This window comes from Moorena sp. SIO3I8, assembly GCF_010692325.1.
GTDB lineage: Bacteria > Cyanobacteriota > Cyanobacteriia > Cyanobacteriales > Coleofasciculaceae > Moorena.
In genome coordinates this window covers 26452-32745 of record NZ_JAAHHW010000079.1, presented here as the reverse complement: position 1 = coordinate 32745, position 6294 = coordinate 26452, and the positions used below count along the sequence as shown (strand labels likewise).

Annotated in this window: 9 protein-coding genes and 1 pseudogene; 1 reads left to right on the top strand and 9 read right to left on the bottom strand. The window is 40.1% G+C overall.

The window, feature by feature from the left end; genetic code table 11:
* Positions 1 to 1157: pseudogene (locus tag F6K51_RS24620) on the top strand (IS4 family transposase); the annotation flags it as partial.
* Between the two features lie 441 nt (positions 1158 to 1598).
* Here the strand turns inward: F6K51_RS24620 and F6K51_RS24615 are convergent.
* From F6K51_RS24615 to F6K51_RS24575, 9 genes are all read right to left on the bottom strand, one after another.
* Positions 1599 to 2237 (bottom strand): hypothetical protein, encoded by a 639-nt coding sequence (locus tag F6K51_RS24615; RefSeq protein WP_293025161.1) that lies wholly within the window; start codon positions 2235 to 2237, stop codon positions 1599 to 1601.
* A gap of 220 nt (positions 2238 to 2457) precedes the next feature.
* On the bottom strand, positions 2458 to 2898 hold the full coding sequence (locus F6K51_RS24610) for a hypothetical protein (RefSeq protein WP_293025159.1): 441 nt from the start codon (positions 2896 to 2898) through the stop codon (positions 2458 to 2460).
* A 79-nt stretch (positions 2899 to 2977) separates the two neighbouring features.
* Complete coding sequence (locus tag F6K51_RS24605; protein WP_293025157.1) at positions 2978 to 3583, bottom strand: hypothetical protein; 606 nt, start codon at positions 3581 to 3583, stop codon at positions 2978 to 2980.
* Position 3584: 1 nt separating this feature from the next.
* Positions 3585 to 4004 (bottom strand): hypothetical protein, encoded by a 420-nt coding sequence (locus tag F6K51_RS24600; protein WP_293025155.1) that lies wholly within the window; start codon positions 4002 to 4004, stop codon positions 3585 to 3587.
* Between the two features lie 68 nt (positions 4005 to 4072).
* The gene (locus F6K51_RS24595) at positions 4073 to 4219 is read right to left on the bottom strand and encodes a hypothetical protein (protein ID WP_293025153.1); all 147 of its coding nucleotides are present in this window, start codon (positions 4217 to 4219) and stop codon (positions 4073 to 4075) included.
* 174 nt (positions 4220 to 4393) lie between these two features.
* Positions 4394 to 4816, bottom strand: coding sequence for a hypothetical protein (locus F6K51_RS24590; RefSeq protein WP_293025151.1), 423 nt, complete (start codon positions 4814 to 4816; stop codon positions 4394 to 4396).
* A gap of 169 nt (positions 4817 to 4985) precedes the next feature.
* Positions 4986 to 5285: a hypothetical protein gene (locus tag F6K51_RS24585; RefSeq protein ID WP_293025149.1), complete on the bottom strand. Its 300-nt coding sequence runs from the start codon at positions 5283 to 5285 to the stop codon at positions 4986 to 4988.
* Positions 5285 to 5632 carry a hypothetical protein gene (locus tag F6K51_RS24580; protein WP_293025147.1) on the bottom strand — a complete coding sequence of 116 codons (348 nt, stop codon included), beginning with the start codon at positions 5630 to 5632 and terminating at the stop codon, positions 5285 to 5287. Before F6K51_RS24580 ends, F6K51_RS24585 begins: the two co-directional genes overlap by 1 nt.
* A gap of 279 nt (positions 5633 to 5911) precedes the next feature.
* Positions 5912 to 6271 carry a MerR family DNA-binding transcriptional regulator gene (locus F6K51_RS24575; RefSeq protein WP_293025145.1) on the bottom strand — a complete coding sequence of 120 codons (360 nt, stop codon included), beginning with the start codon at positions 6269 to 6271 and terminating at the stop codon, positions 5912 to 5914.
* Positions 6272 to 6294 lie beyond the last annotated feature (23 nt).

The following is a 6294-nucleotide window of genomic DNA, read 5'->3' as shown; positions in this document are numbered from 1 at the left end:
TATCAAAAACATCTAAAAAATCTACTTTGTGAATCTCAATTATTGTTTTTTTACCTTATAATAATAATTATACAAGACACCAAAAATATAAAACTTGAAAAAATCGCAGAGTCACTCCCTTTACCCATTCAATTTCAATCACGACGTAAAAAACTACAGAGATTTTTGTCTTTGCCAGTATTTGATGTCAAATATTTGTGGTTTCCAATTATTAAAGAATGGATAAATCAAACATTTCCTAAAGAGAAAATAATCTATTTAGCTATCGATAGAACTAATTGGAAGGACAAAAATTTATTGATGATTAGTCTAATTTATAAAAATCGAGCAATCCCAATTTATTTTGAACTTCTTTCAAAACTTGGTTCAAGTAATTTTTCAGAGCAAAAACAAATAATATCAACTATTATAGGGCTATTTGATGGCTATGATGTTGTCATTTTGGGTGACCGGGAATTTTGTTCAGTTAAATTGGCTGAGTGGCTAGATAAACAAGGTTTTAAGTTTTGTTTAAGACTTAGAGAAAACGAGCAAATTGAGCTCAAAAATCAGGGGTGGATTTCCTTGAAAAACTCGGGATTGAAACCGGGAATTTCGTTATTTTTTGAAAAGGTTAAAGTCACCAAAACTAAACAAGTATCAGGATTTAGTATTGCCTGTAAATGGAAGAAAAGTTATCGAAATTCAGTAACAAAAGAAGGTTGGTTTATTCTAACAAATATGAGCGAAGTATCTGAGGCAATATCCGCTTATAAAAAACGTTTTGATATTGAGGAGATGTTCCGAGATTATAAAAGCGGTGGATATAATATGGAAGGCAGTAATGTTGTCGGCGAACGCTTTATATCTTTAGTTATTATAATCTCTTTTGCTTACTTTATTGCAACTATTCAGGGAGAAAAAATTAATAAAAAAGGAGTTCAGAACTATGTAGCTAGAGTCAAAGAATATGGGCGATCAACTAAAAGACATAGTAATTTTTATATTGGAATGTATGCTCAAAAATGGATTAATTTTATGGAGCAATGTTGGGAATTAGTTGATAAGTTAATGCGTTTAAGTCGTCATAAGCTCGATAATTATTTACGAGGTATGAGAGCTATGAAGCTTATACAGTCTACTTTTTAGCTCTCATGTCGCCCCCCCAGAATAAATAGTTAATTTTAAAGGGAATTAGAGGCAATTTTGTAATACTGCTAATCCCGATTACAGGAACTTAGAAGACTTTTTGTTATCTTTTTTCATCCTATTAGGAAATAATGAAAAGTACGCTGTATATCTACATCGTAAGTCAACTTAATATCTTGGGTCTGTGACACGTCTGGGTTACCTCATCTTTGATTTTTGTCGTCTTTTTGATGTCGCCAAAAGTAACAAAAAACATTTGATGAATCCTAAGTGTAGCGAAAGGGTACGAACACTATTCGCACCCTTTTGGGTGCCAGAAAAACCCCATTGATGATAAAGCGATCGCTCCGACCATCGAAAAGAGCGATCACCAAAAAAGTATAGCTTTCCGCTGTACTACCAAAACTTCCCAAAAAAAAGCCCCAGCGGCTGCCAGGGCAGATGGATGGAACGAGTTGATAGATCAAATGCTAGAAAGGTGGTTCTTGAGAATGTCCTGGAATCTTCCAAGGGTCAATGCCAGCATCACGAAGTTGGCGATCATATTCGTCTTGCAAGCCCTGTTGAACATCGTAATTATCCATCGCTTCACGCAGTTCTTCCTCTTGTCCTTTGATTGTTTTCTTAGCCTGCTGTAATTGATTTTTAAGTTGCTGATTTTCCTGCTCGTATTTGCGAACAAGTTCTTGAGCTTTCCCAGGTTCATAGCCACGACCAAAAGCTTCATCTGACATAATTTGCAAATTAACATCTGCAAGTACTTCTAGTATTAACCCAGCGTCTTCATTCCCTTGGGAGTTTTGATAAACCCAAAACTTGGATGCGTGCTTGAAGCGCCACAAGGTTACATCACTGTACCGATTCTTGCTCAATTCAAAGCGACCTGCACGCACCATGAAATCCTTGCCTAGCTTAGCTTTTAGAGCTTTAGACATGCGTTTTGCACGCACCATGAATTCTGTTACTTTTACTGAGTCAGCTAAGCCACGGCCACTGAGATAATTAACCCACCGACCAAACTCGTCTATTTCGTCCGCAGTATAAATGTCAAGTACAACACCCTGGGGAAGTTCAAGGGTTGATTTGCGAACAGTCAATATATCTGTCATGATATTAGGTTAAGAAACTAACGTTTATTTAGCAACCACACCTTCTTCCGGATCGGCGTGGTTGCTTATCAATAATTATACGGCATTTTATCGTCGCAGACACATAATATCATCGTTATTTTTGCCGTCTCAAAAAGATAAAGAACAACCCACCAAAACTTGGCGGGCAGACAGATCAGTAACAGTAATTTTTCCTCGTTCAAGCTTAACACTTTAATGGTTACTTTCGCTTAGACTTTTTGCGTGCTCCCGGACGCTTATATTTACTGGACTTGTTAGCAGGTTTAGAGGAGTTTGAAGAAGCAGAACTACTAGTTAGATCGAACGTCTTAGCTTTTGGCGAAACCACTGTGATTGCCCCATTTTCTATTAAGTGGTTTTGGACTCGTTCATCCCACTTATCGCCAGTGACATAGACATACTCATTTTTCGCAAAATTGCAAAATAAGAAGCCATTAATTAGCTCTAAGGCACCAGTGGCTGTCTTAAGCTCTTCGCGTACCTCTTTCCAAAAATAGTCTTCATCAAAGCCATGTTCTTCCTCTATGAACAACAGGTTTTTGTCCATTAGCAAGGTTTGATACTCACCGCCATTGATTTGCCAAAGGCGCACGGATGGTTTAACTTTGACTGCGGCTAACTGTTCTTTGGTGGCAAACATGATATGCTCTTGGTACATTTATTGGTTTATCTTACGGGGACAAATACCTCTCTTTTGTCCCCATTTGTCGATACTAATGCTAGTTAAACTGAGAACGAATGGACTTTCTTAGTCTATCGTTTCTCTCTTGGATTAGACGGATCTCTTTCTGGTTTTGTTCAGTTCTAGCTTTTATCTTCCGAATCTGTTCCTCATGGAAGCTTTGAAATGCTTCATCGCAAACCCCATGAAGCCCTTTTAACCCTATCTCATGGGACGCAAGCTTGATTCGCTCTTTGTTCTCCCAATCCTCAAAGATAAAATCTATGGCTTGCTCAATTGTCCACATTCGCACAAAAATCGGGAGACCTTTGGAACTTTCATAGTACCCATAGGTTGGCTTGAGCTTTTCATTGATGTCACTATCGCTGCCGTAAGTTATTGACAGAAGTTGATCGACATTAAGGTAGTAGACAAACCTTTTCCAGCCTTTACGCTCAGGTGGGAATAAATCTGGCTTGAACACTTCTATCTCATTTCTGGTGTAACAGGATAGAGTGACGTTTTCTCTGATGATTTCGTGTGGAACATCTTCCCACTCCTCCAATTCACTGCCTTCTGTTTCCTCTTGAGCTTGTTCTAGATTGACAACCTTCCGGGTTTCTAAGATAAAGTCTTGCTTCCACACAAAGATAGGGTCATTCATTTTACGCCTCCTCATCAAAATAATCTTCCTCATAGCAATCCACCGAATCGTTTTCTGATCCCAAAATCCAAGCCACTTCATTCACGGCTGCACGAACCTTGGAAGTAGCTTTTGAGACAATTCCGTGGCATTTAATCCGAGCACTGGTTGCTTTGATCTTGGCTATAGCGATCGCGTATTCATGGTGGGTTGGCGCAAACTTGCGAAGCATACCGGGAGCGAAACTGTACATTCCGTGCCACCACCAATTTTGATAATGATCTCTGAAGCAATCTTCTGCCAGTTCCTTAGGACCACTGCCAATTAAGGTGACAGGGCATCCGCACTCAGAAGAGAAAAAATGTCGAGCATACTCCAACCGATTCTCCGTACATGCGCGGATCATTAGACTCTTGCCATTGGTAAACAAATAGGTTTTCATTTTTTCGTTTTAACATTTACAGAAAGACAGCGATCGCCTTTCTGTTAAGCGATCGCTTAAGTTAGAGATTATTCGTTGTTTTTGCGCTTTAAGCTTTTTGGCTTTGGCTGCAATTGTGACCAGTTTGTGATTTCAGCGGTCACTTGATTATCAGTCTTAGTGCTGACAAAATTAGGATCGCAATAGACTGGCACTGGAATGGATTTGCTTTTCATACTCTTTTCTACTCCAGATCAACAACTTCTGGGAAATCACCATTTCGGTAATTAGATTAAATAAGGAAAAATTCTGACTCCAAAAGCTCATACAGAACTTTGGAGTCAAGCATTGCACTTTATAGTAGCTTCCCTAGCATTACGTCTAGCCGGAATCCTGGTGTTTGCCTAAGTTTAACGAAAAGTATTTTGGCGGGGCTTTGATCCGAATTCAGGGAAAATTTCACCCTTTAAATACAAGCTATTAACTTTTTGCTTTAGGCCATTTTTAAAACCAAACTTATATCCAGAAGAAACCAATAGAGCGGCAATCACACTTAAGAGAACACTCCAAGTGAAAACCTTCACAGGAAATTCGTATGATGGAGGAGATTCCATAAGGTTAACCGTTTTGATGATTTCCTTCAGTTCTTCTAGACCGGCTTGTTTTTTTGCTGTATACCAGTCAGCTCTTCCATGACTTTCAATGCAACCATCAATAAGGTAATTATCAAAATTTTTTCTTACTAGTCTTACAGCTTTTGGCTGTCCCATAGCTACAAGCTCGACGCTTTTAAATCCATAATGATCTCGGGCGTGCATTCGCCATGCTGTCATCTTATAAGGCAAGGTGTGAGGGTCAGAAAGTCCAACTTTTAGAATGAAGTGGTTATGTTCAGGTGAGAATTTAAATCGAACAACGTAAGTTAGCTTAGGCAGAAACATATGGTTTAGTTGAGTTGATGATGAGTTTAAGTGTTAGGCATTCTTCATCGGAACGCCTCTCCTATCTCTTGACTCGTCGGCCAAAGAAGCCGATTGATTTGACTGTTGCTTCACATTTTGATTGCCGTTCAGGAGCTAGGGCGTTGTGACCGTCTTCTTGGGTTCTCGTTCGCACTGTTTCTCGCAGCCCAGAGGAAGCAGGTATGATATCACCATACGGCTGACCCTCAACTGCGTATTCTCCAGCTCTGTTACTAGATTTGCTGGATTGACCAGAACGCTTGGCGAGAGTTCCACTATGGTGAGTGGATCGTTTGGACTTTGAAACTACTGTGGCTTGAGGCTTCTGCTTGCGTCCCATCAATCTTCTACCTCTGTCTGGGAAATCAGTTCAATATCAGCAATGGTGATGCCACTGTCACAACCTGGGGTGGAGTCACTGTCAACTTCCGCTGGCTGATGGTTGAACACAAGATCCACTATTTTTGAGTTAAACCCGGAGGAGAAGTACAGGTAGGACAATAGAACCGAATCGTCTAATTCTGGAGCAGTTTCGACTTTACACTCTCGTAATAGATTCAGTAAAAATTTTTCATCGAAGAGACCCACGGTTATGATGTCTTCCGCTAAATGCACATTGATCTGCACTTGAGGCTCTACCCCAGCGTTTTCTGCAAACGTCCGGACATTTGCGGAGTCAGTATGCACCAAAGCGGCGCACGCTTTAGTGGATGCGTATATCTTCCCTTTCGGGCTTTTCAAGAATACCGACAGTTCAGATTGCAGAACTGATTTGTTTTTATTTATCATTTACTAGACTCAATGACACTTTGGGTTTCATCAAGCGATCGCTGTTTTTGACTGGTGGCGATCGCTTTTTGATTACACTTTTATCATACCTCGTTTTATAAGGTTGTGTCAAGTCCTTCGGATAACTATTTTATAAGCAGTTTATGGATTTCGCTACAGTCTATATAGAGCAACATTTTATAAGGTTTCTTCGTCAAAGCGCAGGCTGTTGACATCATAGACTCTGTAGTTGTTGGGCATTCGCCTGCATAAAATCTTGCCCTGCTTCTCCCAAGAGATCAGAGTAGGGTTGCTAACCCCAAGAATTTCCCTAGCTTGCTTGGGAGTAACCCAGTGGGGTCTGTAAGGATCGAGTGCTGGTGGTAAATTTGCCAACCTACTTTTGTTCTTTTTGCTAGCGATCGAGTCCAGGTCGAATCGCCTAACCCCGTTGGAAGTGACAACGGCCTCGATGATGCCCTGCTCGTGCAAGTACTCTAGAGTCTTGAGGGAAATTTTGAGTTCCTTGCACGCAAGCTTAGGAGTTCTTAATCTCATTTACTTAGTTCTGATTACTCTTC

What these genes read in the sequence shown, in the direction of transcription:
- F6K51_RS24575 (WP_293025145.1), bottom strand. Translation starts at nt 6,271, where the DNA reads ATGAGATTAAGAACTCCTAAGCTTGCGTGCAAGGAACTCAAAATTTCC.
- F6K51_RS24615 (WP_293025161.1), bottom strand. Translation starts at nt 2,237, where the DNA reads ATGACAGATATATTGACTGTTCGCAAATCAACCCTTGAACTTCCCCAG.
- F6K51_RS24590 (WP_293025151.1), bottom strand. Translation starts at nt 4,816, where the DNA reads ATGACAGCATGGCGAATGCACGCCCGAGATCATTATGGATTTAAAAGC.
- F6K51_RS24610 (WP_293025159.1), bottom strand. Translation starts at nt 2,898, where the DNA reads ATGTTTGCCACCAAAGAACAGTTAGCCGCAGTCAAAGTTAAACCATCC.
- F6K51_RS24595 (WP_293025153.1), bottom strand. Translation starts at nt 4,219, where the DNA reads ATGAAAAGCAAATCCATTCCAGTGCCAGTCTATTGCGATCCTAATTTT.
- F6K51_RS24600 (WP_293025155.1), bottom strand. Translation starts at nt 4,004, where the DNA reads ATGAAAACCTATTTGTTTACCAATGGCAAGAGTCTAATGATCCGCGCA.
- F6K51_RS24585 (WP_293025149.1), bottom strand. Translation starts at nt 5,285, where the DNA reads ATGGGACGCAAGCAGAAGCCTCAAGCCACAGTAGTTTCAAAGTCCAAA.
- F6K51_RS24605 (WP_293025157.1), bottom strand. Translation starts at nt 3,583, where the DNA reads ATGAATGACCCTATCTTTGTGTGGAAGCAAGACTTTATCTTAGAAACC.